Annotated in this window: 26 protein-coding genes; 14 read left to right on the forward strand and 12 right to left on the reverse strand. The window is 48.6% G+C overall.

The window, feature by feature from the left end; all coding sequences use genetic code 11:
• Positions 1-48 precede the first annotated feature (48 nt).
• Complete coding sequence (locus tag DW039_RS13260; protein ID WP_120382016.1) at positions 49-1,296, forward strand: DUF1015 domain-containing protein; 1,248 nt, start codon at positions 49-51, stop codon at positions 1,294-1,296.
• 60 nt (positions 1,297-1,356) lie between these two features.
• Here the strand turns inward: DW039_RS13260 and DW039_RS13265 are convergent, their stop codons facing one another.
• Together DW039_RS13265 and DW039_RS13270 are read right to left on the reverse strand one after the other, a co-directional pair.
• Positions 1,357-1,746, reverse strand: a complete 390-nt coding sequence (locus tag DW039_RS13265) for a hypothetical protein (protein ID WP_016273509.1) — start codon at positions 1,744-1,746, stop codon at positions 1,357-1,359.
• Positions 1,743-2,291 carry an RNA polymerase sigma factor gene (locus DW039_RS13270; RefSeq protein WP_035448201.1) on the reverse strand — a complete coding sequence of 183 codons (549 nt, stop codon included), beginning with the start codon at positions 2,289-2,291 and terminating at the stop codon, positions 1,743-1,745. The genes DW039_RS13265 and DW039_RS13270 overlap by 4 nt, the downstream gene beginning before the upstream one ends.
• A gap of 143 nt (positions 2,292-2,434) precedes the next feature.
• Here DW039_RS13270 and DW039_RS13275 point away from each other — a divergent pair, with 143 nt between their 5' ends.
• The 5 genes from DW039_RS13275 to DW039_RS13295 all read left to right on the forward strand — a co-directional run bounded on the left by DW039_RS13275 (position 2,435) and on the right by DW039_RS13295 (position 5,573).
• Entirely contained in the window at positions 2,435-2,830 is a 396-nt protein-coding gene (locus tag DW039_RS13275) for a DUF6249 domain-containing protein (RefSeq protein WP_016273511.1), read from the forward strand.
• A gap of 50 nt (positions 2,831-2,880) precedes the next feature.
• Positions 2,881-3,456 carry a flavodoxin family protein gene (locus DW039_RS13280; protein WP_005828115.1) on the forward strand — a complete coding sequence of 192 codons (576 nt, stop codon included), beginning with the start codon at positions 2,881-2,883 and terminating at the stop codon, positions 3,454-3,456.
• A gap of 18 nt (positions 3,457-3,474) precedes the next feature.
• Positions 3,475-3,876: an FKBP-type peptidyl-prolyl cis-trans isomerase gene (locus DW039_RS13285; RefSeq protein WP_016273512.1), complete on the forward strand. Its 402-nt coding sequence runs from the start codon at positions 3,475-3,477 to the stop codon at positions 3,874-3,876.
• A 64-nt stretch (positions 3,877-3,940) separates the two neighbouring features.
• Entirely contained in the window at positions 3,941-4,123 is a 183-nt protein-coding gene (locus DW039_RS13290; protein ID WP_005828120.1) for a hypothetical protein, read from the forward strand.
• 109 nt (positions 4,124-4,232) lie between these two features.
• A complete protein-coding gene (locus tag DW039_RS13295; RefSeq protein WP_120382017.1) occupies positions 4,233-5,573 on the forward strand; it encodes an MATE family efflux transporter in 1,341 nt (446 codons plus the stop codon).
• On the opposite strand, the gene DW039_RS13300 is transcribed toward DW039_RS13295, so the two are convergent.
• Positions 5,570-6,727: a glycerate kinase gene (locus DW039_RS13300; RefSeq protein ID WP_120382027.1), complete on the reverse strand. Its 1,158-nt coding sequence runs from the start codon at positions 6,725-6,727 to the stop codon at positions 5,570-5,572. The two genes, DW039_RS13295 and DW039_RS13300, sit on opposite strands and share 4 nt — an antisense overlap.
• Before the next feature lie 450 nt (positions 6,728-7,177).
• Between DW039_RS13300 and DW039_RS13305 the strand changes: the two genes are divergently transcribed.
• The 5 genes from DW039_RS13305 (at position 7,178) to DW039_RS13320 (ending at position 11,114) form a co-directional block, all read left to right on the forward strand.
• A complete protein-coding gene (locus DW039_RS13305) occupies positions 7,178-7,909 on the forward strand; it encodes a hypothetical protein (protein ID WP_074668557.1) in 732 nt (243 codons plus the stop codon).
• Between the two features lie 249 nt (positions 7,910-8,158).
• Positions 8,159-8,308 carry a hypothetical protein gene (locus tag DW039_RS21095; protein ID WP_005828133.1) on the forward strand — a complete coding sequence of 50 codons (150 nt, stop codon included), beginning with the start codon at positions 8,159-8,161 and terminating at the stop codon, positions 8,306-8,308.
• A gap of 303 nt (positions 8,309-8,611) precedes the next feature.
• Positions 8,612-9,208: a YigZ family protein gene (locus DW039_RS13310; RefSeq protein WP_009036892.1), complete on the forward strand. Its 597-nt coding sequence runs from the start codon at positions 8,612-8,614 to the stop codon at positions 9,206-9,208.
• Between the two features lie 157 nt (positions 9,209-9,365).
• Entirely contained in the window at positions 9,366-10,490 is a 1,125-nt protein-coding gene (locus DW039_RS13315) for an HpaII family restriction endonuclease (protein WP_120382018.1), read from the forward strand.
• Positions 10,491-10,550: 60 nt separating this feature from the next.
• On the forward strand, positions 10,551-11,114 hold the full coding sequence (locus tag DW039_RS13320) for a nitroreductase (RefSeq protein WP_120046663.1): 564 nt from the start codon (positions 10,551-10,553) through the stop codon (positions 11,112-11,114).
• A gap of 111 nt (positions 11,115-11,225) precedes the next feature.
• Here DW039_RS13320 and DW039_RS13325 read toward each other — a convergent pair whose 3' ends face one another.
• The 9 genes from DW039_RS13325 to DW039_RS13365 all read right to left on the reverse strand — a co-directional run bounded on the left by DW039_RS13325 (position 11,226) and on the right by DW039_RS13365 (position 21,613).
• Positions 11,226-13,556, reverse strand: a complete 2,331-nt coding sequence (locus tag DW039_RS13325) for a TonB-dependent receptor (RefSeq protein ID WP_120382019.1) — start codon at positions 13,554-13,556, stop codon at positions 11,226-11,228.
• Positions 13,557-13,786: 230 nt separating this feature from the next.
• Positions 13,787-14,155: a GntR family transcriptional regulator gene (locus DW039_RS13330; protein WP_118936640.1), complete on the reverse strand. Its 369-nt coding sequence runs from the start codon at positions 14,153-14,155 to the stop codon at positions 13,787-13,789.
• Positions 14,156-14,158: 3 nt separating this feature from the next.
• Complete coding sequence (locus tag DW039_RS13335) at positions 14,159-14,953, reverse strand: hypothetical protein (protein ID WP_120382020.1); 795 nt, start codon at positions 14,951-14,953, stop codon at positions 14,159-14,161.
• The gene (locus DW039_RS13340) at positions 14,950-15,774 is read right to left on the reverse strand and encodes an ABC transporter ATP-binding protein (RefSeq protein WP_117866112.1); all 825 of its coding nucleotides are present in this window, start codon (positions 15,772-15,774) and stop codon (positions 14,950-14,952) included. Before DW039_RS13340 ends, DW039_RS13335 begins: the two co-directional genes overlap by 4 nt.
• Before the next feature lie 117 nt (positions 15,775-15,891).
• Complete coding sequence (locus DW039_RS13345; RefSeq protein WP_227980180.1) at positions 15,892-16,554, reverse strand: hemolysin III family protein; 663 nt, start codon at positions 16,552-16,554, stop codon at positions 15,892-15,894.
• Positions 16,554-19,403, reverse strand: a complete 2,850-nt coding sequence (gene gcvP, locus DW039_RS13350; RefSeq protein ID WP_120382021.1) for an aminomethyl-transferring glycine dehydrogenase — start codon at positions 19,401-19,403, stop codon at positions 16,554-16,556. The genes DW039_RS13345 and gcvP overlap by 1 nt, the downstream gene beginning before the upstream one ends.
• A gap of 31 nt (positions 19,404-19,434) precedes the next feature.
• Positions 19,435-20,073 (reverse strand): MBL fold metallo-hydrolase, encoded by a 639-nt coding sequence (locus DW039_RS13355; RefSeq protein WP_087332570.1) that lies wholly within the window; start codon positions 20,071-20,073, stop codon positions 19,435-19,437.
• Between the two features lie 15 nt (positions 20,074-20,088).
• Complete coding sequence (gene rsmG, locus DW039_RS13360; protein ID WP_044467280.1) at positions 20,089-20,709, reverse strand: 16S rRNA (guanine(527)-N(7))-methyltransferase RsmG; 621 nt, start codon at positions 20,707-20,709, stop codon at positions 20,089-20,091.
• A gap of 37 nt (positions 20,710-20,746) precedes the next feature.
• Positions 20,747-21,613: a DUF3298 and DUF4163 domain-containing protein gene (locus tag DW039_RS13365; protein WP_057258734.1), complete on the reverse strand. Its 867-nt coding sequence runs from the start codon at positions 21,611-21,613 to the stop codon at positions 20,747-20,749.
• A gap of 138 nt (positions 21,614-21,751) precedes the next feature.
• Here DW039_RS13365 and DW039_RS13370 point away from each other — a divergent pair, with 138 nt between their 5' ends.
• From DW039_RS13370 to DW039_RS13380, 3 genes are all read left to right on the forward strand, one after another.
• Positions 21,752-22,150 (forward strand): hypothetical protein, encoded by a 399-nt coding sequence (locus DW039_RS13370; protein WP_057097942.1) that lies wholly within the window; start codon positions 21,752-21,754, stop codon positions 22,148-22,150.
• 83 nt (positions 22,151-22,233) lie between these two features.
• A complete protein-coding gene (locus tag DW039_RS13375) occupies positions 22,234-24,450 on the forward strand; it encodes a TonB-dependent receptor domain-containing protein (protein ID WP_120382022.1) in 2,217 nt (738 codons plus the stop codon).
• A gap of 28 nt (positions 24,451-24,478) precedes the next feature.
• The gene (locus tag DW039_RS13380) at positions 24,479-24,790 is read left to right on the forward strand and encodes a heavy-metal-associated domain-containing protein (protein ID WP_008663186.1); all 312 of its coding nucleotides are present in this window, start codon (positions 24,479-24,481) and stop codon (positions 24,788-24,790) included.
• The last annotated feature ends 13 nt before the right edge of the window (positions 24,791-24,803 follow it).

Here is a 24,803-nt window from a genome sequence, read left to right on the forward strand (position 1 = left end):
ATATTTCGTGAAAAAGAAACCTCAATAATCCATATAAAACACTCTCTTATGGCTATAATTAAACCCTTTAAAGGGATTCGTCCCCCTCAGGATTTGGTGGAACAAGTAGCGTCCCGTCCTTACGACGTATTGAATTCTGCAGAAGCACGTGCAGAAGCGGAAGGTAATGAAAAATCCCTATATCATATTATCAAGCCGGAAATAGATTTTCCCGTCGGTACGGATGAGCATGACGAACGTGTTTATCAGAAAGCTGCAGAGAACTTCCGTATGTTCCAGGAGAAAGGCTGGCTGGTGCAGGACGATAAAGAAAACTATTACGTCTATGCCCAGACCATGAACGGCAAGACACAGTACGGTCTTGTTGTCGGTGCCTATGTTCCCGATTATATGAACGGCGTTATCAAGAAGCACGAGTTGACTCGTCGTGATAAAGAGGAGGACCGTATGAAGCATGTCCGCGTGAACAATGCCAACATTGAGCCCGTATTCTTTGCCTATCCCGATAACGCTGCGCTGGATGCCGTCATTTCCCGTTATACAGTCGGGAAACCGGTATACGACTTTATCGCTCCGGGTGATGGTTTCGGTCATACCTTTTGGATTATAGACAAGCAGGAGGACATTGATGCCATAACCCAGGAGTTTGCCCAAATGCCCGCCCTCTACATTGCCGATGGGCATCATCGCAGCGCCGCTGCCGCTTTGGTGGGTGCGGAGAAAGCCAAGCAAAATCCCAATCACCGTGGTGACGAAGAGTACAACTACTTCATGGCTGTGTGCTTCCCTGCCAACCAGTTGACTATTATTGACTATAACCGGGTGGTGAAGGACTTGAACGGCATGACTCCCGAAGAGTTTCTGGCTGCTGTGGGCAAGAATTTCATCGTGGAGGAGAAAGGTGAGGACATCTATAAGCCGTCCGAACTGCATAACTTCTCCCTCTATTTGAACGGAAAGTGGTACAGCCTTACTGCCAAACCGGGTACTTATAATGATAACGACCCCATTGGAGTACTGGATGTAACCATCTCCTCCAATCTGATACTGGATGAAGTGCTCGGCATCAAAGACCTTCGTTCCGACAAGCGTATTGACTTTGTAGGCGGCATCCGTGGTCTGGGAGAGTTGAAGAAGCGGGTGGACAGTGGTGAGATGAAAGTGGCATTGGCCCTCTATCCCGTTTCCATGAAGCAGCTGATGGACATCGCCGATACGGGCAACATCATGCCTCCCAAGACAACTTGGTTTGAGCCGAAGTTGCGTTCGGGACTGGTGATTCATAAACTGGACTAAATGAATTGATATAAACTGAAACGGGGATGTCTTCCACTAAAAGACATCCCCGTTTTTCGTTCAGAACTCTGGAAGCTTAGGAGTGTGATGTTTGAAATACAGTTTTCTCATCCACCGGTCAAACAGGATGAAAAGCGGAATGGTCAGAATCAGTAGGAGATAAAAGCAAGGAATCTGGATACTTTCTGACTGTGGGAGGGTGGTGGGCGTAAAGGCTTCCCGGATGCTGTCTCCGAAGTACAGAACCAATCCTGTCCCACTGACACCTATCAAGAAGATAGCAGCGGCAATAGTTGCAAGCAGAATTCTTCTTTCTGATTTCTTCTCGCGCAGACGTATGGCTTCTTCTACCTTCTGCATGGTGCGGTAGGTAAAATTGGACGGCAGGCGGAAAGTAGTCTGTTCTCTTACCGCCTTTTTCAATCCTCTATCTTTTAGTTCTTCGTTCATACTTTTTCTTGTTTCATTAACACATAAATCTTTTTACGTATACGGTGTAGCTTCACTTTTGCGTTGCTTTCCGTCAGTCCCAGGATGAGAGCGACCTCATTCAATGTTTTTTCTTCATAATAGAACAGGCTTATCAGTGCCTGTTCCTCGGAATCGAGTTGCTCCATGGCTCTGTTCAATTTGGCAATTTGCTCTTCCCCTTCATCATTTAAGGCTTCATCTACTTGTGTATCGGATATGTTGGCAAGCAGTGTATCATCCATGACAAAGGTATCAAATTTCTTTTTCCGTGCACTCGAGATGGCCGTATTATATGCAATCGAATAAATCCACGTCGAAAAAGAACTGGTGCCCTTGAAAGACGAGAGATGCTGGAAGGCTTTCAGGAAGACATCTTGGGTCAGTTCTTCGGCATCTTCCTGGTTGGAGACGATACGGGCCACCAGGATGAATACCTGCTGGCCGTATGTGTTGAGAAAATGCTCGTAAAGAGCAGTCTCTCCCCTCAAGATGCGCTGGATGATATGTCTCTCGTCGTCTTTCATTTTGTCTGTTAGACGCAAGTTTGTTTGGTTGGTTACAGATTTTCGGAAGAAAAAATATTTTTCCGGAAAAGTGTAACCTCATGTAAACTGCCGCGTCTAAAGGGTACAAAGAAACGAAATTACTAATTTAAATTGAAACGAATATGATGGATTTTATTATGGTGCCTGCGGTGATGACAATCATTACTTTAGGAGTTTACAAATTGTTTGAGCTGTTTGTTTGTAAGAAGGAAAGAATCATGCTGATTGAGAAGATGGACGAGCGGGGACTACTCCCTCAGATGGATACGCCTAAATTACGTGGAAGTAGCTTTTCGTTCTCTGCCCTGAAAATAGGATGTCTGTTGGCTGGTATGGGACTTGGGTTATTGCTGGGTTATCTTATCTGCTATGCGACGATTCCCAATTACTTTACTGCGGACAGAGACTGGATGTATAGGGAGACTGTTTCCCTTATTTATGGGGCTTGTGTGCTGGGTGTTGGTGGAATCGGACTGATAGTGGCTTTTATTACAGAACTAAAACTGAACAAGAAGTAAGGTTATTATGTAGAAAATGCCGACCTTTGCTGAAAAATTAAGAGTATGCAATGAAGGTATTGATTCTTAACGGTAGTCCTCGTCGTCATGGCAACATGTCGAAAATGTTGGAGCTGATGAAGCAGGAACTTGAAGGCTGCGGAGTTGGAACAGTTTATATAGACGTTCCACAGTTGCAGGTACATCCCTGCATCGGTTGCATGAAGTGTCGCAGTTCATTGAAGTGTTGTCTGCCCGAGGATGGGGCACAGAGAGTGTTGCAGTCTATGAAAGAAGCCGATGCAGTGATAATCGGTGCTCCTTGCTATTGGGGAAACATGCCGGGAGAAGTGAAAGTGCTTTTCGACCGTATGGTTTACGGTATGATGGGGGAGAACTCCTGGGGAATGCCCCTTCCGCTTCATAAGGGCAAGAAAGCGATTGTGGTAAGCACTTGTACTACCCCTTATCCTTTCAATATTCTCTATAATCAGACGCACGGTGTGGTGAAAGCTTTCAGGGAGATTCTGAAATGGAGTGGTTTCAAGATTGTGAAAACCATTGAGAGGGGAGGTACTAAGAAGCATCCTGAGCTGACGGAAAAGGATATGCGGAACTGCAAGAAAGCAGTGCACAAATTATTGTAAAGTATTGAAAAAGTCAATATGGGTAGAAAAGAAGAATATAAATTGCAGAACGAACAGTTTCTGGAACAGTTGCGTACGGCAGAAGGAATCAAGGAATTGCCTTGCGGCATACTTTATCGGGTATTGGAGGAAGGCAGAGACGGTCCGACACCACGTCTCAACAGTGTAGTATCTGTGCATTATAAAGGCACGCTTATTAATGGGCGTGAGTTCGATAATTCGTGGAAACGGAATTGTCCGGAGGCTTTTCGTCTGAATGAAGTGATTGAGGGCTGGCAGATTGCCTTGCTACGAATGCATCCCGGAAGTCGTTGGATTGTATATATCCCTTACACCATGGGATACGGTACACGTACCAGTGGACCCATTCCGGCGTATTCCACACTGATATTTGAAGTGGAATTACTAAATATCTCGTGACACTGCTGAACAATTTGCTTTTTTATCTTGTTCTCATATAAGAATTTAGAAAAACTCAATAGGTATGAATATAGATAAGAAAGCAGGGCATATTGACCCGAAAGTAGCATTGTCCCAGGCAGAACATGAAAAGGGAACAGTACCCGGACAACAGATTGGCCTTTACGGTAATGCAGACAAGAGAGATGTTCGTCAGGTCGTAAAGATTCTGAATCCTGACAAAAACAGTATGGAGAGCAGAGGTTAACCCTCTGCTTTTTTTATTACATGCCTCTTTCTTCGTCGAGTCCAGATGATTTGTTGGAGGGTTTTGTATCTTTGTACCCGGAAATGAAACTCTTAAAAACAAAAGCAGGATGCTACGGAAAGGAGACCTCACTCAAGGAGGCATAACCGGTACTTTATTACATTTTACCCTACCCATGATGGTAGGGTCTTTTTTGCAGCAATGCTACAACATTGCAGATACGCTCATTGTAGGCCAATGCATTGGTGCAGGGGCGTTGGCGGCGGTCGGTTCGGCATACACACTGATGGTTTTCCTGATATCCGTTTTGCTGGGACTGGCGATGGGCAGTGGCACTGTGTTCTCTTTACATTATGGTGCCGGAAACCATGTAGCACTGCGTCGTAGCATATTCAGTTCGTTTGTACTGATAGGTATCGTGACACTGATACTGAATGTAGTCGTTTTTATCTGGCTCGATCCTATTCTCCGGCTGTTGCAGGTTCCGCAGGACATATACGGCATGATGCGCAGCTATTTGTGGATAATCTTCTGCGGTATAGTTTTCACCTTTATCTATAACTTCTACGCATCTCTGCTGCGTGCAGTAGGGGATTCTGTCACTCCGATTTGGTTTCTGGCAGTTTCTGTCGTTCTGAATATAGCGCTCGACTTGTTTTTTATCCTACAACTGGATTGGGGGATTCAGGGTGCGGCTTCGGCCACTGTCCTTGCTCAAGGAGTAGCTGCTCTGGGCATCATCATTTATACTTACAGAAGGCGTCCGGAACTGCGATGGCATCATGAAGACATGTGTTTTGACCGTACTTGCTTGAAGGAAATAGCTTCCTTCTCTACACTGACTTGCGTCCAACAGTCGGTGATGAATCTGGGAATCCTGATGGTACAGGGACTTGTCAACAGCTTTGGAACAGCGGTAATGGCAGCTTTTGCGGCAGCTGTGAAGATTGACTCTTTCGCCTATATGCCCGTGCAGGAATTTGGGAACGCCTTTTCCACCTTTATTGCACAGAACTTCGGGGCCGGACGTTACGACCGTATCCACCGGGGTGTTCGCAGTGCATTTGTCACAGCGGTTGTTTTCTCACTCCTCGTGTCCGTGCTGGTTTTCGTGTTTGCCGAGCCACTGATGCTTATCTTTGTCCGTCCGGACGAGACGGAGATTATTGCGGTGGGAGTGGCGTACCTACGCATCGAAGGTGCTTTCTACTGTGGCATCGGCATCTTGTTTTTGCTGTACGGATACTACCGGGCCATCCGTATGCCGGGCATGTCTGTTGTGCTGACCGTGCTGTCGCTGGGCACCCGTGTAGTTCTTTCTTACTGGTTTGCTTCGATACCTGAGATTGGGGTGACAGGCATCTGGTGGTCTATCCCCATCGGCTGGCTGATTGCCGATGTAGTTGGTATCTGGTGCTATCGGTATGTTAAAGGAGTTAGAGGGAGTTAAAAGAAAATCCGGCAAATTTGCTCCACTGTCCTTCGGATATTTTCTTGAGCAAATTCAGGCTGCATGGCCTGCTCCAAAGAGACGGGAGAGGGGGTAATGGAGAATACGCCCCGGAATCCGGCTGCATTCAGTATCCCGGCATCCTCTATCGCTCCTGCCAGCAGGATGACGGGAATATGTTGCCTTCTTGCTTCCTGCAAGATGCCCGAAGGCACTTTTCCCATAAGAGTCTGCCGGTCCGATTTCCCTTCTCCAGTGATGATGAGGTCGGCATCCTTAATCTTTTCTGCAAAGTCCAGAGTTTCCAAAAAAAGCTCTATGCCGGGTTTCAACTGTGCATCCAGAAATGCGTGGAGACCGCCCCCCATACCGCCTGCCGCACCGGCACCGGGATGCAAGGATACGTCTTTGCCGGTAGTGCGGAATATGACGTCCGAAAGATGCTGCATAGCAACATCCAGTTCCTTCACCATATCCGCGTCTGCTCCTTTTTGGGGAGCGAATACGTGGGCTGCTCCATTGGGACCGAAGAAAGGATTGCGTACATCACACGCCGCCGTGAAACATGCCTTTTTCAGTGCGGGATGGGCAGAAGAGCTGTCTATGGAGCTGATTGCCGATAGAAGGGCACCGCATAGGGCGATGCCTTTTTTCATGCTTCCCACTTCGTGTCCTTCTTTATCGAAGAAACGGAATCCCAATGCTTGCAGCATTCCCAGACCGGCATCGTTCGTGGCGCTCCCTCCAAGTCCGATGACGAAACGGAGGCATCCCCGTTCCAGGGCATCGCGTATCAGTTCGCCCGTTCCGAAGGTGGTGGTTTTCATCGGATTCCTTTTGTCGGCAGGAACCAGAGGCAGTCCGCTGATGGCGGCCATCTCTATGAATGCGGTATTGCCGTCTCCGGAGATGCCGTAACTGGCATCGCACGGTTGCATCAACGGGTCGTGGGCACGGACGGTGATACGTTTTCCGTTACTGGCTGCAAGCAGGACGTCGAGCATGCCTTCTCCACCGTCGGCCACGGGGAGCACGATGGTCCGGCATTCGGGACATGCGGCATGTACCCCTTGGGCGGCAGCTTCTCCGGCTTCTGCCGAGGTGAGACATCCTTTGAAGGAATCGATGGCAATCACTATCTTTTGAGGCTTCATTTTAAATAACTGGTAGTCTATTTTCTGGAGGATCGATCCAGCCTGCAGATACATGTTCTTAGGTTGCGGATATCTGTTTTAAGTGCGAAAATAAAGCTTATTTTCAATACTTACAATGTTTAGTTCAAATAGTTTGAAATTTTCTTCAGATGATTTGGAAGTCCTTTGTTAAATGTTAGAGAGGATAATTTGACGTTTTTGTCATGTCTATTTTCGTAGGAAAAAAAGTTAGATAAAATAAACTATCGATACTTATATTCTTTGGTGCGTAAAATTCTTAAAAAGAAGAGCGAGTAATAGTAGAAAATAATATAGTTTCACTGAAAAATATCTATTTTTGCGGTAGATATACTTTTATGAAGGTTTTCGATAGGTATATTTTCATATGAATTGTCTCAAAAGTGAGTAATATTAGTTTAATGGTCGATAGGTTTATAAAAATAATAATTTATGCTATATCATTATACATCATTAGCAACATTTGCGTTGATTTTGACAACAAAGTCTATTAAGTTTAATCGCTTGGATTTAGTAGATGATCCGGATGAGAGTTTGTTTGGCTATGGGGATAGCGACATGAAATTGAATTCATCTTCGTTTGTTTCGTGTTGGACAGAGGATAAAGTAGAGAATATTGCTCTATGGAAAATGTATACAGACTTGAAAGGAGTGAGAATCGGGCTTGACAAGGATATGTTTGTTGTATATAAAATTAATGATAAAACTTCTTTTCTTAAAGAAAGATTCTATCGTGATGGACATTTAGCAGTAAGTAGTGATATGAATAATACAGAACCTTGTAATGTAAAGTATGATTTAAAAGATGATAATGATGCTGTTAAATGTTATAAAGAATATGCTGTTTCTTGTAAGAACGGTGACATTTTGCTTCATACTAATGAAATAGGGATTCATAAAAAGAAGTATTGGGATTTTCAAAAAGAGGCACGTTTCATAATAAGGGGAATGTCTGTTAATGAAAAAGGAGCTATTATAGATAGACCTCTTGAAAGAGAATCTTTTTATATACCGTTAAAATGGGAAGCTATGAAAAAAATGCAAGTTGTTTTAGGACCTAAAGCAGGAGAAGGTGAAAGAGCTATAGTTGATGCTTTGCTCTATAAAATTTTTCAAGATGATCATGATATTGATGTAAAAAAGAGTGTTGTAAGGATTAGATAATGATAGAATTTTACCTAAGTTTGTAAATGACATTTGGCTAAAATAAAATTTGAATAACCAAGAGATAGAGGTTTTACAGAGAATTTTCAAAGAACGTCAGTCAACATCCAAAGTGTTTGTACATTCTAAGAGCATTTGGAAAAAGTGATGTTGACATATGTGTTATTGTGATGGCGAAAGTGTTCTAGTCTCTTACAAAAGGCTTTCATCAAAGGATTGTTTGGTTATAAGGAAGTAATGTCCACTTCTATGACAACTATATTGGAGGAAATTAAGTGTGGCTTGCAAGTTACTAAAGCTACTCTCAAAATTATTGCTGTAAGTACTGGTGAATCGGAATTGACATATGATATGCGTGAGCAAGAAAAATATGAGAATCTGTTGGCACATATTTATTGATATTTCACTCTTTTTTATCTTCTTGATGGAGTAGAGTTTTTTGTTCCAATGGATGAAGTCCGGCAGATTAAAAGTTGCGGAGAAGTTGTCAGAGCTACATGACGAACTACGTACATGTAATGATTTTAGTAGTCCAAGTGAACTTCGCAATTTGAATATTTTTATCACTTGTCTGTTCTTTTGCTTTTTTACCGAAGACATAGGCTTTTTTGTGCATGACTAATTCACTGGTGTAAGGACATAACAGCGTAAAAATCTCTTTTCTTATTTCTACCACTTTTGATTTTGCATTATCTTTGCAGCATGAGCGAAGATACGTATAAAACCATCGTTGCCCCTTCCGAGGGCATTTACACTGAAAAGCGCAGCAAGTTCATTGCTATTGCCCTGCCGGTGCGTACAGTAGAGGAGGTGAAGGCGCATCTGGAAACTTACCAGAAGAAATACTACGACGCCCGCCACGTGTGTTACGCCTACATGTTGGGCCATGAGCGGAAGGACTTCCGTGCCAACGACAACGGCGAGCCATCGGGTACGGCAGGCAAGCCGATTCTGGGACAAATCAATTCCAACGAACTGACGGATATTCTCGTCATCGTAGTGCGCTACTTCGGCGGTATCAAGTTGGGTACGAGTGGACTGATTGTAGCTTATAAGGCTGCTGCCGCCGAAGCCATTGCCGCTGCCACCATCATTGAAAAGACGGTAGATGAGGAGGTGACTTTCCTCTTCGAATACCCCTTCATGAACGATGTGATGCGAGTAGTGAAGGAGGAGGAGCCGGAAATCCTGGAACAGTCGTATGATATGGACTGCCGCATGACGCTCCGTATCCGCCAGTCCATGATGCCGAAGTTGCGGGCACGGTTGGAGAAAGTAGAAACATTGAGGTTTGAATAATACAACAAATGGGATAAGAGCCCCTTTCAATAGGGAAGTTGTTCGTTTCCTTTAACGGAACAAGTTGTTTTGTCCTTCGGAACAGACTGTTTTCTTTGCGGAAACGGCATCACTCCTTATGAAAGGCTGACTCCCCCCTTTAAACAAAAGAAAGTTTATGGCATTTAGTGCAACAAAAAGAGAACTGGGTGAGCTCTACACCTTCTTTCGCCTGCTGGCGGATGGAGCCGTGTCATTGGGCACACCGAAAGCTGAAAAAGACGAAACCCTGCGCTGGCCCGTTGCCTTGATACAGAGGGAAGAGCATGACGGTACGCGCCGTTACTATATCGAAGCGCAGGAAGTGCGCATTGTCAGCGGAACTACCGGGAAGGACGGTTCGTTTGTTCCGGGCGAGAAGGAGGAACTGCGTTTCCCCCGCGAAGACTTTGGTGATGCGGCAGAGTTGGTTCTGCATCTGTTGAAGAACGTTTCGGGCGAGGAAGTGGAAGTATCCGAAGGTTTGGAAGCCTTTTTGGATGCTGTCAACATCTTCGACCTGGAAGCAAAGACGGAGGACCGTACCGACTTCTCCGTTGCCTTCTGGCATCCCGAAGCACCTCTGACGGGCTTCAATGTCCGTTGTCGTCTCGCCCCGATGAATCCGTTGCTGGACGGAGGGCGCACGGCGAATCTGAAGCTGGAGCAAAGCGGTGTCAAGTTTGCCGTGCCCACGGTGAACAAGGTGAATGCCCTGCCGGAATCTCCTACGGAAGTGGCAGAACGCATGATGATGATTGAGCGACTGGGCGGCGTGCTGAAGTATGCCGACGTTGCCGACCGCGTGTTCCGCTGCAACTTGCTGATGATAGACCTCCACTTCCCCCGCATGCTTGCCGAGATGGTGCGCTTGATGCACTTGGACGGTATCACCCGCATCAGCGAATTGACGGAGCGCATCAAGGAGATGAATCCGTTGAAGATAAAGGACGAGTTGATAAACAAGCACCGCTTCTACGAGTTCAAGATGAAGCAGTTCCTGCTGGCACTTGCCCTCGGCATGCGCCCTGCCAAAATTTATAACGGTACGGACTCTGCCGTCGAAGGCATCTTCCTGACGGACGGCAGCGGGCAGGTACTTTGCTACCACAAATCCCGTCCACAGGTCTTTGCAGATTTCCTCTATCAGAATACGCGTTTGGAGAAAGGTGCCGTAGAGAAAGATAAATACGGCTTCTTGGAGCGCGAGAACGGCGTCTGGTACTTCAAGTTGAATGTAAAGATTGGGCTGGTGAAACGGTGAAACAGCCCCACTGAACACGTACTGATGTGCATTATCAACTATCAATTCTCAAATAAACAAATGAACGAGACATTACAAACCATCAAGGCACGCCGCAGCGTCCGTGCCTATACGGAACAGCAAGTTTCCGCAGAAGATTTGAACCTTATCCTTGAGGCGGCTACCTATGCTCCCAGTGGTATGCATTTGGAGACGTGGCACTTTACCGCCATCCAGAATAAGGAGGTGCTGGAAGAGCTGAACGATAAAATCAAAGGTGCCTTTGCCAAGAGTGACGACCTCCATACACGGGAGCGTGGACACAGCCAGACTTATTGTTGCTACTATCATGCCCCCACGTTGGTCATTGTCTCCAATGAGCCGGACAAGTGGTGGGCCGGTATGGATTGTGCCTGCGCCTTGGAGAACATTTTCCTTGCAGCCAAGTCCCTCGGCATCGGTTCCTGCTGGATTAACCAGTTGGGGCAGACCTGCGACGACCCCGATGTCCGCGCTTTCTTGACAAAGCTGGGTGTACCCGAGAGCCATAAGGTATATGGCTGCGCAGCCCTGGGATATGCTCCCGCCGATGCTCCGGTGAAGAAGAAAAAGGTGAAGGAAGGTACGGTGACCATCATCCGCTAAACAGAGATACCCGCAGGAGAGGTGGCGGTTAGGTAATTAATCATACATGAAGCAAAATAACGTATAATTCTGCCACTCTCCGTTGGGCTTCCTCTTCACAGAGGAAATGGGTTATCGCTGCATATTGATGATGCCGCTGTCCGTATCACTGTTGTTCAGCCCCTTGTTACCTGCCTTGTGCTTGCGTCCGAACTCGAATGTATAGCCCACGCGCAGCACGACCATCTGTCCCGTTTCCCTGACGAATGTCTCGGAACGGAAAGGAGCCACTTCACTGATTCTTTCTTTTCCCACTTTATAGTTATTGGTGAAAGGAAACATAATACCGATTCCCGCCTGAAGGTTCTGCCGGGTGTACATTGCCATGAATGCTGTCTGGTTTTCGTTCTTTTTAATGGTTTCGCCGAAGAAATTGTTCTGCACTTTCCGGAACTGCCCGAGCAGCGAGAAGCCTTTATATTGCACTTGCGCCATCACGCTGTAATAGAATTCATCGTACATATGGCTATAGTTCAGGCCTTCCGACCAACTGCGCGTATATCCTCCCGAAGCATAAAGCGTCAGGAAATCTTTCAGTCCGAACAGTGTAGCGCCATTTATGCCGGCCATCAGTTCCGTATTCAGGCTTTGGAACGACCGCTGGTTTTCATCCTTCAGTATCAGTTTGCCGTCCTCCACGAAGATGCTTTCCATGATGGGATTGTCATAATACTGGTGGCGTACGCTCAGATTGGCATTGAACTGCTTCTTCGAATAGCTGTAAGACAAGGAGTTCGTGAACTGTTGATACGTTTTCAGCAACGGGTTTCCGCGGACTATCTGTATCGTGTCCATCGCCTGCTCCACATCAGTCAGCGAGCCGAGCGACGGTATGGCAGGACTGATGTTGAACCGGTAGCGCAGGAATCCCGCCTTCTTCAGATTATAGCTCAACCGCACGGTGGGCGTGAAGGTATAGTAAGCATGGTCTTCCTCACTTTCCTTGAACCAGGCACGTGTCATTCCTACACTGCCCGCATAGCTGAAGTCCTTTACCTTGCCCTGCACCTCGAAGAAAGCGGATGTCTGCGACTGGTCCATCTTCGAAGTGGTAGGGTTGGAACCTTTATACTCATTCTCTGTCCGCATCTGATAGTGGCGGGCACCGCCGCTCAGCTTCACCTCCTTGAAGTTCTTTTCATAGATGGCTTCGCCAATGACGGAGCGCTTGTCACCGTCCACCAATGTCTGGATGTCCGCCAGCGGTGCGTTCTCGTCTTTGTACTCCTTGTATTTCCGGTTGTTCTTGGTATGGATGAGCGTTCCCGTTACATTCACCTGGATGCTCTGCTGATGGGGCAGGGTATGCTGGAAGTAAAGGTCGAGTGCCGGAGAGTAGCTGGATGTGTGGTTGTTGACGTATGAATAGATGGACTCCGTGCTGCCCACTGCCCACATCTTGTTCAGTTCATTCTGGTAGGGGGCATTGCTGAGGTTGTTACGGAAGATGGCATTGAATACATATTTGTCCGCTTTCGTCAGATTGTACGTCAGATTCAGGTTGTTGATGAAGCTCAGGGAGGGAGACTCGTCTTCGATGCCTTCCTTGATGCGGTCGATGGTGCGGTCGCCCAGATAGAAGGTTTCGTGGGATTCGAGGCGGCTGTGATACTTGCCGTTCTTGTTGAAGTAGTCGATGCCCCATTCGGAGTTCTTGTAATTGAACTTCGCGCTCAGGAAATTCTCTCCCCATAGGGTGTGGGGCGAATCGGAGAGCTGGAAGTTCACGACACCGCCCGTTTCGCGGCGGCGCAGGATAATGTTGACCACGGCGCCCAGCTCATCGTCTCCGTACTGCTTGCCGGGGTCTTCGATGAACTCCACACGCAGTACGTCTTTGGCTCTGACAGCCGCTATCTCCTTGTCTGTCACTTTAATGCCGTTGATACGGGTTTGTACGGACCCGCCACCGCTGACGCTCATGCTGTTGCTCAGATTGTCCACTTGCAGACGGGCAATGCCGAGATTGTTCAGCAGGTCGTAGGCACCGAACGAGCGTTTCAGCTGGCTTTCGGAAGGCAGGATGATTTGCCGGTCTACCCGTTGCAGCACATTGCTGGCGGATACCGTCACTTCACCGAGGCTCACGGCATCTTCCTGCAACTGTACATCGCCCAGGTCGAGGCTTTTATTCAGTTTCAGCAGTATGTTTTCACTTTGGAGGCCGATGAAGGAGATGGAAAGGCGGTAATCGCCTGCCTTGATTTTATGGAGGGCGAACTTGCCTTGTGCATCCGAGGTTACTCCGGTCACCAAAGTAGAGTCTATGGTCCATAATGACACATTGGCGGCTATAACTGCTTCTTGCGAGGCGTCCGTGACGCGTCCTTTGATGGAGAGGCTCTGTGCCTGCGTACGGAGTACGGAGAGGGCAAGCAATAGTAAAAAAAGTTGGTTTTTCATAATTATTTGTATTAGTCTGTTGCTGTTGGATAGGGATGTAAAAGTCACTCTTCCCGTTAAGGGAAGATGCTGAAGCTTGTATGTCAGTTGTTTATACTTTCCTCGTCTGTCCGATGAAAGTCAGGAATGCATGAAGGAATAAATCTCGTACATCAGTGTCGAAACTTTGACAATCGTAAGTCCGAAGAGGAGTCCGAAGGTAATCCATAATGCAGTCTTTGCGTATCTCTTCATGAACCGTCTTTTTTAAGTTTGTTATATCGTTCTGTTATTTCTTCTATACTGATGCCGAGCAGCTCCATGCTGCGGAACATGTTGGCAAGCTGGTTTTCAAAAAACTCTTTCTTCTGTATTCGCATCACTTTCTTCACCGCATCTTTGGAGAGGTAGAACCCCATTCCCCGTTCCGGGTAGATGATGCCCTCTGCCTGGAGGTATTCATAGGCCTTCAACACGGTACGCGAGTTCACTGCCAGTTGTGTGGAGAGCTCCCTCACGGATACCACCCGCTCTTCTGCCCGCCATTCGCGGGTGAGAATCTTGCTGAAACAGAAATCTACAATCTGCTGGTATATCGGTTTGTTGGTCTTGAAGTCCATAGGCTACAGTTGTTTTTCTTTGAGCAGGAAGTAGCTCGATACCCATGAACCGAGCAGCACACTGATGGGAGCCGCATAATTGCAGAAAGTCACGATGGCTTGTGCACCGGCCGACAACGGATAGTTGGTGTTGGGCCATGTGGCAATGTTGTCTATCCAGTATCCGTCCGCTCTGGCTTCGGGCATGAGGGAGGCCACAAAAGTTACAATTCCTATGCAGACGGCAATGGAGCCTACAAAGATGGTGAAACTTTTCAGCAGGACTTGCCGACTGAAGGCGAAGTAGCCGATGAAGGCGGAAGCATGCAGGATTGCATTGGTCAGTATCTGGGTGTTGTGTATCCGGAACATCGTGATGTGCGTTGCGAAATATTGCAGGAACTCGCTGCCGCTTAAGGACAGCAGACCTTTGAGGCAGGCTATCAGCAGACTGCAGAATAGGGGAAGCAGCAGCAGGTATTTTATCCAGATATGCAGGAACTTCTCGAATGCCGATGTCGGCAGCAGTATATCGAGAGTGGAGCTGCGTTTGCTGAATTTTGTTTCCAGCAGGCAGGGGGCCATGAGGATAAACCATAGTATGTAGCGGGAGAATTCGGTGGCAGAGGTATGTTTGCCGTAATAACTTCCACCGCGGTTTATGTCGTAGAGGATGCATAGGATGCAGATGAACGATACGACGGCTGCCGACCAAAGCAGGTGCCTGCCGGTCTCATTCCTTTTATATTGTTCCAGTAGCAGGAAGCGTTTCAGATTAAAAGTTGCGTTCATAGTTCTGTTTGTATGATGGATTTTCATTGAAACATGCTCTGTATCTTTTCCGGTTGTTGCAACACCGCTTTATACAGCAGCTCGATGTCCGGTGTGTTCTCTTCTCCGTCCTCGTTGGGGAGAATGGAGAAATGGCCTGCCAAGTCTTGTTCGCTGTAGATGCTTTCTGCCGGCAGAATGTCCGTACGGGCAAAGAGAAGCCGGTTACTGATTTCGTCCAGCGAACGGTTCAGTAATATTTCGCCTTTGCCAAGGATGACGAGATGGTCCAGCAGATTCTCGAAGTCGTGCGCCTGATGGGTGGAGATGAGCAGCGTGCTTTCATCGTCCATGCTGCGGCTGATGATACGTTTCAAGGCTTGGCGGGAGGTGATGTCTAGCCCGTTTGTCGGTTCGTCGAGCAGGATGTATGGAGTATGCAGGGCAAAGGCGTATGCCAGCATTGCCTTCTTCTGTTGTCCGTAGGAGACGGAAGAGAGTTTTTGTTTCCGGTTGATTTTCAGCTCTTCCAGGTTCAGCTCGAATTCTTCCTGATTGAAATGTGGATAGAATACGGAATGGCGTGCAGCGAAGCTGACGATACTCTCGGTTGGCATCTGCATCTCTTCGGGCAGGAAGAAGTAACGGGCCAACCCTTCGGGCTGTCTCTCCGCCGTGTTTCTTCCGTCTATGCTGCACTTTCCGTTTTTGGGGAAGAGTAGTCCGCAGATGAGATGCATCAGCGTCGTTTTGCCTACGCCGTTTTCTCCCAGAAGTCCATATATGCCGTTTCCTATTTCCAAAGATATGTTGTTGAAAATAAGTGGATTGGACTTGTAACCGTAGCTCGTATTCTCTATCGTTATCATAATTTTATTAGTGTTGCACTAATGTACAACACTGCAAACGTAGGGTAAGTTATGGAGAAAAGCAAGGGGGAGAGATACTTATTAACTTCTTTTAGCGGTTGTGCGCTTGTCGTTTGCTTACAGCATCTTCACCAGTATGTCCCATACAGCCACCATGTGGCAGGCTGAACCGCCCAATACAAAGAAATGGAAAACCGAATGCATGTACCGTGCCTTGCGCAAGGAGTAGAAGGCGGCTCCCGTGATGTAGCATACCCCCTCGGCAATAATCCAGTAGCAGGCTGTGGGGGAGAGGGCGAAAAGCTGCTTGAATACTACCAGTACGGACAGCCCCATCAGGATGTAACACACTGTTTCCACGTAACTGTGCTCCTCCATCTTGCGGAAGCTGACAACAGTGCCGATGATGGCGCATAGCCAGACGAAGCCGAAAAGTTCCCATCCCCAACCGCCGTCCTCTCTCAATGCAATGAGCGTGATGGGGGAGTAACTGCCTGCAATGTGCCAATAGATGGCCGCATGGTCCCAATGCCGCAAGCGCCGTTTCCACGGATTATGATGTTTCAGGGAGTGGTAGAGTGTGGAGGCAAGATATGAACCGCCCATGCCGAACAGATAGAGCCATACGCCGCATGCTGCCCAAAGATTCTGCGCCTGGTAGCATTTTATCAGGAATAGTGTACTTACAATTACTCCCATGGCAATGCCGATGCCATGGGAGATGGAATTGATGGTTTCTTCTTTTTTACTATAAAATAGTCCGTTACGCTTTCTTTTCATCAGTCGAAGCATCCATAGCATGTGGGCAACAGTTTACGGTCTCCCAACGTGTTGTCTACGCGTGCCACGTTCACCCAGAACTTGTTTTCGCGCACGCTTTCTATCGGGTAGGCTGCCTTTTGGCGGGTATAGCTGTGCTCCCATGTGTCGGCTACCACTTCGTATTCGGGATGCGGGGCATTCACCAGCACGTTGTCCGTCTTGTCGACTTCGCCGTTCTTCACCTCTTGAATCTCGTCCCAGATGGTCAGCATCACGTGGACAAAGTTGTCGAGTTCGGCAAGGCTTTCGCTCTCCGTCGGTTCAATCATCAGTGTGCCGTGTACCGGGAAGGAGAGGGTAGGGGCATGATATCCATAATCCATCAGGCGCTTGGCGATGTCGTTTTCGCTGATGCCCGTCTCTTCGTGCACCTTACGGCATTCCAATATCATTTCGTGTCCTACGAAGCCGGTAGCACCGCGGTAAACGATGCCGTATGTATCCTTGAGGCAGGCTGCCAGGTAGTTGGCGCTGAGGATGGCTATCTTTGTGGCCCGTGTCAGCCCTTCTGTTCCCATCATGCGGATATAGCCGTAAGTAATGGGGAGGATACCTGCACTGCCGAAAGGAGCTCCGGACACCTGGTTGGCGGCATTGCCGAACAATTTGTGTCCCGGAAGGAACGGAACCAGATGCTCTGCCACGCAGATGGGACCTACGCCCGGTCCGCCGCCACCGTGAGGAGAGGCGAACGTTTTGTGCAGATTCAAATGGCAGACATCCGCACCGATAAAGCCGGGATTCGTCAAGCCTACTTGGGCATTCATATTGGCACCGTCCATATATACTTGCGCACCGCAGGCGTGTATAATGTGGCAGATTTCCACAATTTCCGTTTCAAAGATACCGTGTGTGGAAGGGTAGGTAATCATTAGGGCGGCGAGGTCCACCTTGTTTTCTTCCGCTTTGGCACGCAGGTCAGCCATATCCACATTGCCTTGTGCGTCGCAGGCGCAGGTCACGGTGGTAAAGCCTGCCTGGATGGCAGATGCAGGGTTGGTGCCGTGTGCGGATGCCGGTATCAGTATTTTGTTGCGGTGCCCTTGTCCTATGCTTTCCAGATAGGCGCGGATGACGCGGAGTCCTGCATATTCGCCTGCCGCACCGGAGTTGGGTTGCAGGCTGACACCGGCAAAGCCGGTAATTATCTTCAGCTCTTCACTGAGGTTGCTTATCAGTTCGCGGTAACCTTCGGCCTGGTCTTCGGGCACCAGGGGATGCATGTTCATGAATTCCGGACGGCTGAGCGGCAGCATCTCTGCGGCAGCGTTCAGCTTCATGGTGCACGAGCCGAGGGAAATCATGGAGTGTGCCAGTGAGATGTCCTTGCGGTCGAGACGCTTGATGTAGCGCATCATCTCCGTTTCCGTATGGTATTTGTTGAATACTTCATGTGTCAGATAGGTGCTTTGGCGTTTCATCTCCGCGCTGATGCTGCTTGCCATGGGTACGTCGCTTGCCTTTTCCCAATCCCTTCCGGCGGCAATGGCAAAGATGGAGAGCAGTACGTTGACGGCAGTGATGTCCGTAGTCTCATCGATGCTCATACCTACGTCCCCATTCTTGAAATAACGCAGGTTCACTTCCTTGCTCAAGGCGATGGTACGTATCTGCTGTGCCGAAATGGTGTCGGGCAGTGCAAAGCGGAGCGTGTCGAAATATTGTGCATTGACCTGCTTGTACCCCAGTTTGTTGATACTTTCTTCCAGAAATACGGCAATGCTGTGGATGCGTTCTGCAATGGTGCGGATGCCTTCCGGACCGTGATATACGGCATAGAAGCCAGCCATCGTGGCAAGCAGTGCTTGTGCGGTACAGATGTTGGAAGTCGCCTTTTCACGCTTGATGTGCTGCTCGCGGGTTTGCAGCGCCATGCGGTAGCACAGCTTGCCGTATTTGTCTTTCGACCAGCCGATGATGCGTCCCGGCATATTGCGCTTGTACTCGTCGCGGGTGGCAAAGTAGGCTGCCGACGGCCCGCCGTAGAACATCGGTGTACCGAGCCGTTGTGTGGTTCCGAAGACGATGTCAGCCCCCCATTCTCCCGGAGGGGTGAGCAGGGCGAGGCTCAGAATGTCGGCGGCAACGGCCACTTTGCAGTTGGCCGCATGGGCTTTTTCCACGAAGGCGCGATAATCTTCCACGTTGCCGGCGGCGTTGGGATATTGCAGTACGCAGGCGAAGATGTCCGGCGTGAATTCCATTTCATGGTATTTTCCTATACGCAGCTCGATACCTTGCGGAATGGCGCGGGTAGTCATTACCGCCAGTGTCTGCGGGAAGACGGCTTCGTCTACAAATACCACGTTGGCACCCGATTTCTGCATGTCGCGCGGACGCAGGGCGTACATCATCGTCACGGCTTCGGCTGCGGCAGTCGCTTCGTCCAGCAGGGAGCAGTTGGCAAGGGGCATGCCGGTGAGGTCACATACGGCAGTCTGGAAGTTCATTAGGGCTTCCAGGCGTCCTTGTGAGACTTCGGTCTGATAGGGGGTATAGGAAGTGTACCAAACGGGGTTCTCGAATACATTCCGTTGGATAACGGCAGGAGTGATGGTATTGTACCATCCCATACCGATATAGGTTGTGTAAAGTTTGTTTTTGGCAGCCAGTCCTGCAATGTGCTGTCCGAATTCGTACTCCGTCATTGTCTTGGGCAGAGCCAGCGGTTCTTTCAGGCGGATGTTGGCAGGAATGGTTTTATCAATCAGCTCGTCCAGGCTTTTCACTCCTATTTTTTGGAGCATCTTCTCCTCGTCTTTTTCGCTGATGCCGATGTGGCGGTAGGCCAATAGGTCGTTTTTCATGGCTGTAATGATTTAAAAGTTTGCTGTATATTTACCGGAAGAACGGATTCTCCGCTTTTTCTATTCCTATGGTAGTCGGTGCTCCGTGTCCGGGATAGACAATCGTGTCGTTGGGCAGGATGAACAGACGGCTGCAAATATGCTCTATCAGTTCGTCGAAGTTGCCGCCGGCAAGGTCGGCACGGCCGATGCTGCCTTGAAACAGCACATCCCCCGAGAACATGCAGTGGTCTGTCGCGCAATAGTACACCAGGCTGCCCGGCGAGTGTCCCGGCACATGGATGGCTTCCAGTTCCGTATTGCCGAAGGTGATGATGTCTCCATCGTGCAGATAAGTGCCCAGGGGCACGGGGGCTTCCTGCAGTTGGAAGCCGAACATGCGGCTTTGTTTCGGCGCTTCGTCAATCCAGAACTCATCGGCCTGGTTGGCTTCGGCCTTCAGACCGAACTCTTTCAGCATGAAAGGATTGCCGAAGATATGGTCCAGATGCAGATGGGTATTCAGCAGATGTTTCACATTCAGCCCATTCTTGATGATGAAGTTTTTCAAGGCCTGCTTTTCTTCCTCATAAAAACAGCCCGGGTCAATGACGACCGCTTCATTGGTTTCGTCCCAAAGCACATAACAGTTCTCCGGGAACATATTAAATTCGAATCTCTTTATTTTCATATTATGTATTTAGATTTATCCCCCTACATATACTACTTTCTTTGTCTCGAAGAACTCCTCTTCAAAGAACTCCTTCAAGTCCCACAACGTGGTCTTGTTCTTGACGGGCATGGTTTCATTTCCCAATTCGCCCCCCTTGAGGCAAATCAGTCCGTTGGGCAATGCATTCTGCTGTTTGGAGGAGATGTTCTTGCGGATAATCTTCAGTAGGTCTGTCAGTGGCATCACGGCACGGCTCACCACAAAGTCGAACTTCCCTTTTTCCTCTTCTGCGCGGGCATGACGGAAGGTGACGTTTTTCAGCCCGATGCTGTTGGCTATTTCGGAGGCTACGCGTACTTTCTTTCCGATGCTGTCCACCAGATGGAAGTGTACTTCGGGGAAAAGGATGGCAAGCGGGATTCCCGGAAAGCCTCCTCCCGTGCCGAGGTCCATAATCTGTGTCCCCGGCCTGAAGCGGATTACCTTGGCTATGCCCAGAGAATGCAGCACATGGTGTTCGTACAAGTTCTCTATATCTTTGCGTGAAATGACATTAATCTTAGAGTTCCAGTCCAGATAGAGGTCGTAGAGTGCGGCAAACTGCCGTTTCTGTTCTTCCGTCAGGTCCGGGAAATATTTGAGTATTAAATCCATTGTGAATTTTATATTGATAGACAATTGATTACAGTTCCTATTCGCCGTCTGTTTTTATAGCGCTGCTTAATACAATGAATTTACCGTTCATCAGAGGGGCTATGTCCTCATAAGACAACGTGATTTTGGTTGCTCCCATTACGTATGGGGCAATTTCATATACATTATAATAGAAGGTGATTCCCGTTGGGTCCAGGTAGAAATTCTCGATGGGCTCCAGATCGCCGGTGGTGGCGTAGCCCATGTCCTCCAGCTCTTGGCGGGTGCTGACGTTGTTGTCTGCCATCAGCTGTTTCCAAAGCAAGTCGGTCAGCGTTTCCTTATAGTCGCCTTCAAAGAGGTCGTCCAGGCGGATGGGGCTTAGGGTCTTTAGGTCGAGGTTGAGGAAGGTGGACATATAGATGCCGTGTGCGCCGCCGGTATATTCGTTGTAATCTATACGGTAGGTCAGTACCAAGGTATTGCACAACTGCACATGGCTTTCGATTCCTTTATAATAGGAATACCAGGCTCCTATGCTTTCTTCGTCCTCCTTGTCCTGCTCATCCTTTTTGTACATAGGCTCCAGGTCATTGCGGTAGTCGCCGACATATTTCTCCGTATATTTCTTGACAGCTTCTTCGGGTGTCATCGCCATGTACTTGTCGCCGAAGCAGGCGGAGAGGAAGAAGGCGTTCAGACTGTCTTTCAGCCTCACGTCGGATGACTGGCTGGCGTAGGCAACGTTGAGGATGAGGTTGCAGGCCGGCTTGGCTGTGTCTCCGAAGAGATGTACGGTTTCGTTTACTTGTATACTGTCGAACTCCAACGCATATGCGTTTTTGTTCACGGTGTTACCGCAGGAAAAGAAAAAGCCGCTTGCCGCAAGCAGAAGGACAAGTAGGCTGACAGTTTGCTTTTTCATATTGAATTTCGTTTATAAATCAACATATCAATCAAAAAACTTTATCGACAAATATAGAACTTATTAACGAACTGCACACATAAAAAAGGAAAAATTAATTCCGGCAAACGGTTAAAACTTTCTATCTTTGCAGCGCTTATGAAGGAACTCCGTTACATACTGGCTGTACTCTTTTCCTCCCTTATCATTATAAGCGGAGTGGGGATTTCTGTAGTTCAGTATTGCTGTGCCGGATGCGAGACGACGCAAAGCTGCTGCACTTCCGGCTGTTCCAAATGCCATAATACACATCGTGCCTCACGGCAAACATGCAAGGATACCGGCTGTACAGCCGTCTACTACAAGGTGGATTTCGTGAAGCATGCACACGAGTCTGTTTCGTTCGTGCCATTCCTTACACTGTTTTGCGAGCAACTGCCGCTGTTTGATCACTCCTCGCCGCAGGTGGCTTGTACTCCGAGAGTTGTTTCAGGAGCACCGCCATATGTCGTCGGCTCGCGTCATTATCTGGCGCTCTATTCCACGCTTCTCATTTAGTGTTGTTTTATACGGGGCAATGACCTGGATTGCCCGGAGGGAACTGTTTGTTTTTTAATCACTTCTTTAAGTATAAAACAGAAATGAAATATAGTTTGATAGCCATTCTTCTGTTCTCTTTCACCGCCTTGCAGGCGCAGGTAAAGGGAACGGTAAAGGATAATTTGGGCGACCCGATTGCGGGTGCCAACCTCTTCTGGCAGGGAACCACCCAAGGTACCACCACTTCGGCGGACGGTACTTTCTCCTTGTCCAAACCCAATGACAAGCATATGCTTGTAGTCAGCTTTATCGGTTTTGAGAACGATACGATACACGTCAGTAACCGCAATGAGACGCTCGACATTGTCTTGCGCGAAGGGGTGGAACTGAGCGAGGTGAATGTGGTCAGCCGTAAGTTGGGCACCATGAAGCTGCGCAACAGTGTGATGAATGAAGATATGATAAGCAGCGCCGAGTTGAGTCGTGCCGCCTGCTGTAACCTGGGAGAGAGTTTTGTGACCAATCCCTCGGTGGACGTCACCTACTCTGACGCCGCCACCGGTGCCAAGCAAATCAAGCTTCTCGGCTTGTCCGGTACGTATGTGCAGATGATGACGGAGAATATCCCCAACTACCGCGGCTCTGCCGCCCCCTACGGACTGGGTTATGTACCCGGGCCATGGATGCAGAGTATTCAGGTGAGCAAGGGCAGTTCGTCCGTGAAGAACGGCTATGAGGCCATCACGGGACAAATCAATGTGGAATTCAAGAAACCCCAGTTGCCCGAGGCCGATTGGTTTTCCGCCAATCTCTTTGCCAGCAGTACCAACCGTTATGAAGCCAATGCCGATGCCACGGTGAAACTCTCCAAACGCTGGAGCACCTCTTTGCTGGCGCATTACGAGAATGAGACCAAAGCTCACGACAGCAACGACGACGGCTTTGCCGACATCCCCCGCGTGGAGCAGTACAACCTCTGGAACCGCTGGGCATACATGGGCGACCGCTACGTTTTCCAAGCAGGCATCAAAGTGCTTACGGAAGACCGCAACAGCGGACAAGTCGGTCATGGCAAAATGCCTCTGACAGACCCTTATAAGATAAGTATAGGCACCGACCGCTACGAAGCTTTCACCAAGAACGCCTATATATTCAACAAGGAGAAGAACACTAACCTGGCATTGATCCTTTCCGGCTCCCTGCACAAGCAGGATGCCTTGTACGGACGGAAAATCTACGATGTGGACCAGCACAACGCTTATGCCTCCTTGCTGTTCGAGACGGAACTGACCAAGCGTCAAAGCCTTTCTGCCGGACTGAGCTTCAACTATGACTCCTACGACCAGCACTACCGCCTGGACAATGACGCCGCACAGCCTTTGACGAAGAAATTCACCAAAGAAGCCGTCCCCGGCGCCTACGTGCAGTACACCTACAACTGGGACGATAAACTGGTGCTGATGGGTGGCATCCGCGGCGACCATAGCAGCGAGTACGGCTATTTCGTCACCCCGCGTTTCCATGTGAAGTACAATCCCAACGAGTATGTACATTTCCGTCTTTCGGCAGGAAAAGGATACCGCACGAACCATGTGCTGGCCGAGAATAACTATCTGCTGGCAAGTAGCCGCCGGATAGACATCGCCAAACGTCTTGACCAGGATGAGGCCTGGAACTATGGCGCAAGCACTTCCGCCTATATTCCCTTGTTCGGCAAAACCTTGAACCTGAATGCGGAATACTATTACACGGATTTCAGCAAGCAGGTGGTGGTAGACATGGATACGGACCCGCATGCCGTTCTGTTTTACAACCTTCACGGCCGTTCCTATTCGCAGGTAGTGCAGGTGGAGGCAAGCTATCCGTTCTTCCCGGGTTTCACCTTTACCGCGGCTTACCGTTGGACGGATGCCAAGACGAATTACAACGGAGAGCTGATGGAGAAACCCCTTACCAGCAAATATAAAGGTTTGCTGACGGCTTCTTATCAGACACCTTTGGGATTGTGGCAGTTTGATGTGACTTTGCTACTGAACGGTGGCGGGCGCATGCCGGCTCCATACGAACTGACAGACGGCAACTGGTCGTGGGAAAGGCGCTATGGCGGCTTCGAGCAGTTGAGTGCCCAGGTGACGCGCTATTTCCGTCGCTGGTCTATATACGTCGGTGGCGAGAACCTGACAAACTTCAAGCAGAAAAACCCCATCATTGATGCTTCCAATCCCTGGGGAAGCAACTTTGACGCTACGATGGTGTGGGGACCCATGCATGGAGCAAAAGCCTATGTAGGTGTTCGTTTTAACTTGCCGAGAATATAATATTATTTATTAAATCAATAGCGAAACAATGAAAACAAGAAGATTTTTAATGACTTTGGCAGTTGTACTCTTCTGTGCATCTGCCGCAATGGCAAAAGACATCCGTACAGCCGTGTTCAAGGTGGCACAGATGAAGTGTGAGAACTGTGTAAGGAAGATAAACAATAACATCCGTTTTGAGAAGGGACTGAAGGACTTCAACACAGACCTGAAGACAAAGACGGTAACCATCACGTATGATGCCGACAAGACCAATGTGGAAAAGTTGAAAGAAGGTTTCCAAAAGTTCCATTATGAAGCGGAGTTTGTCAAGGAAACCAAGCAGGACGATAAGAAGTAATTGAACAAACTGC

The sequence above is a fragment of the Bacteroides sp. AF39-16AC genome (assembly GCF_003602735.1).
Lineage (GTDB): Bacteria > Bacteroidota > Bacteroidia > Bacteroidales > Bacteroidaceae > Bacteroides > Bacteroides uniformis.

What these genes read in the sequence shown, in the direction of transcription:
- DW039_RS13260 (WP_120382016.1), top strand. Translation starts at nt 49, where the DNA reads ATGGCTATAATTAAACCCTTTAAAGGGATTCGTCCCCCTCAGGATTTG.
- DW039_RS13265 (WP_016273509.1), bottom strand. Translation starts at nt 1,746, where the DNA reads ATGAACGAAGAACTAAAAGATAGAGGATTGAAAAAGGCGGTAAGAGAA.
- DW039_RS13270 (WP_035448201.1), bottom strand. Translation starts at nt 2,291, where the DNA reads ATGAAAGACGACGAGAGACATATCATCCAGCGCATCTTGAGGGGAGAG.
- DW039_RS13275 (WP_016273511.1), top strand. Translation starts at nt 2,435, where the DNA reads ATGATGGATTTTATTATGGTGCCTGCGGTGATGACAATCATTACTTTA.
- DW039_RS13280 (WP_005828115.1), top strand. Translation starts at nt 2,881, where the DNA reads ATGAAGGTATTGATTCTTAACGGTAGTCCTCGTCGTCATGGCAACATG.
- DW039_RS13285 (WP_016273512.1), top strand. Translation starts at nt 3,475, where the DNA reads ATGGGTAGAAAAGAAGAATATAAATTGCAGAACGAACAGTTTCTGGAA.
- DW039_RS13290 (WP_005828120.1), top strand. Translation starts at nt 3,941, where the DNA reads ATGAATATAGATAAGAAAGCAGGGCATATTGACCCGAAAGTAGCATTG.
- DW039_RS13295 (WP_120382017.1), top strand. Translation starts at nt 4,233, where the DNA reads ATGCTACGGAAAGGAGACCTCACTCAAGGAGGCATAACCGGTACTTTA.
- DW039_RS13300 (WP_120382027.1), bottom strand. Translation starts at nt 6,727, where the DNA reads ATGAAGCCTCAAAAGATAGTGATTGCCATCGATTCCTTCAAAGGATGT.
- DW039_RS13305 (WP_074668557.1), top strand. Translation starts at nt 7,178, where the DNA reads ATGCTATATCATTATACATCATTAGCAACATTTGCGTTGATTTTGACA.
- DW039_RS21095 (WP_005828133.1), top strand. Translation starts at nt 8,159, where the DNA reads ATGACAACTATATTGGAGGAAATTAAGTGTGGCTTGCAAGTTACTAAA.
- DW039_RS13310 (WP_009036892.1), top strand. Translation starts at nt 8,612, where the DNA reads ATGAGCGAAGATACGTATAAAACCATCGTTGCCCCTTCCGAGGGCATT.
- DW039_RS13315 (WP_120382018.1), top strand. Translation starts at nt 9,366, where the DNA reads ATGGCATTTAGTGCAACAAAAAGAGAACTGGGTGAGCTCTACACCTTC.
- DW039_RS13320 (WP_120046663.1), top strand. Translation starts at nt 10,551, where the DNA reads ATGAACGAGACATTACAAACCATCAAGGCACGCCGCAGCGTCCGTGCC.
- DW039_RS13325 (WP_120382019.1), bottom strand. Translation starts at nt 13,556, where the DNA reads ATGAAAAACCAACTTTTTTTACTATTGCTTGCCCTCTCCGTACTCCGT.
- DW039_RS13330 (WP_118936640.1), bottom strand. Translation starts at nt 14,155, where the DNA reads ATGGACTTCAAGACCAACAAACCGATATACCAGCAGATTGTAGATTTC.
- DW039_RS13335 (WP_120382020.1), bottom strand. Translation starts at nt 14,953, where the DNA reads ATGAAAATCCATCATACAAACAGAACTATGAACGCAACTTTTAATCTG.
- DW039_RS13340 (WP_117866112.1), bottom strand. Translation starts at nt 15,774, where the DNA reads ATGATAACGATAGAGAATACGAGCTACGGTTACAAGTCCAATCCACTT.
- DW039_RS13345 (WP_227980180.1), bottom strand. Translation starts at nt 16,554, where the DNA reads ATGAAAAGAAAGCGTAACGGACTATTTTATAGTAAAAAAGAAGAAACC.
- gcvP (WP_120382021.1), bottom strand. Translation starts at nt 19,403, where the DNA reads ATGAAAAACGACCTATTGGCCTACCGCCACATCGGCATCAGCGAAAAA.
- DW039_RS13355 (WP_087332570.1), bottom strand. Translation starts at nt 20,073, where the DNA reads ATGAAAATAAAGAGATTCGAATTTAATATGTTCCCGGAGAACTGTTAT.
- rsmG (WP_044467280.1), bottom strand. Translation starts at nt 20,709, where the DNA reads ATGGATTTAATACTCAAATATTTCCCGGACCTGACGGAAGAACAGAAA.
- DW039_RS13365 (WP_057258734.1), bottom strand. Translation starts at nt 21,613, where the DNA reads ATGAAAAAGCAAACTGTCAGCCTACTTGTCCTTCTGCTTGCGGCAAGC.
- DW039_RS13370 (WP_057097942.1), top strand. Translation starts at nt 21,752, where the DNA reads ATGAAGGAACTCCGTTACATACTGGCTGTACTCTTTTCCTCCCTTATC.
- DW039_RS13375 (WP_120382022.1), top strand. Translation starts at nt 22,234, where the DNA reads ATGAAATATAGTTTGATAGCCATTCTTCTGTTCTCTTTCACCGCCTTG.
- DW039_RS13380 (WP_008663186.1), top strand. Translation starts at nt 24,479, where the DNA reads ATGAAAACAAGAAGATTTTTAATGACTTTGGCAGTTGTACTCTTCTGT.